Source organism: Pseudomonas bohemica (assembly GCF_002934685.1).
GTDB lineage: Bacteria > Pseudomonadota > Gammaproteobacteria > Pseudomonadales > Pseudomonadaceae > Aquipseudomonas > Aquipseudomonas bohemica.
In genome coordinates this window covers 153-601 of sequence record NZ_NKHL01000023.1, presented here as the reverse complement: position 1 = coordinate 601, position 449 = coordinate 153, and the positions used below count along the sequence as shown (strand labels likewise).

Annotated in this window: 1 protein-coding gene; it reads left to right on the top strand. The window is 57.5% G+C overall.

Annotation, left to right across the window (positions count from 1 at the left end):
• A partial coding sequence (locus tag CE491_RS00060) for a DDE-type integrase/transposase/recombinase (protein WP_199884901.1) occupies positions 1-449 on the top strand: 449 nt, incomplete at both ends.

Below are 449 nucleotides of genomic sequence, written 5' to 3'. Positions count from 1 at the left end.
TACTGGAAACCCGTCTTCAGATGCCGCGGCTGGGCACGCGCAAGCTGCATGGTCTGATGCAGGCTGAGCCTGAACTGGCGCGATCGGTAGGTCGGGATCGGCTATTCGATATCCTCAGAGCCAGTCGCCAACTGATTACGCGCAAACGTGCCTACCACAAGACCACTGACAGCCATCATCGCTTCCGTCGCCACCCCAACAGATTAAAACCTGGCCCCGATCAAGTGACAGCCACTGGCCCTGAGCAGGTCTGGGTAGCAGACATCACCTATTTGCCTACCCAGCAAAGCGTCGCGTACGTGAGCCTGGTTACGGATGCTTACTCCCGAAAAATCGTTGGCCATCATGTGCATGAAACCTTGCATGCCGAATCGGTTGCGCAGGCGATGCGCAAGGCGTTGAACGGTAGAACGACGGATCAGGCACTGGTGCATCACTCAGATCGCGGC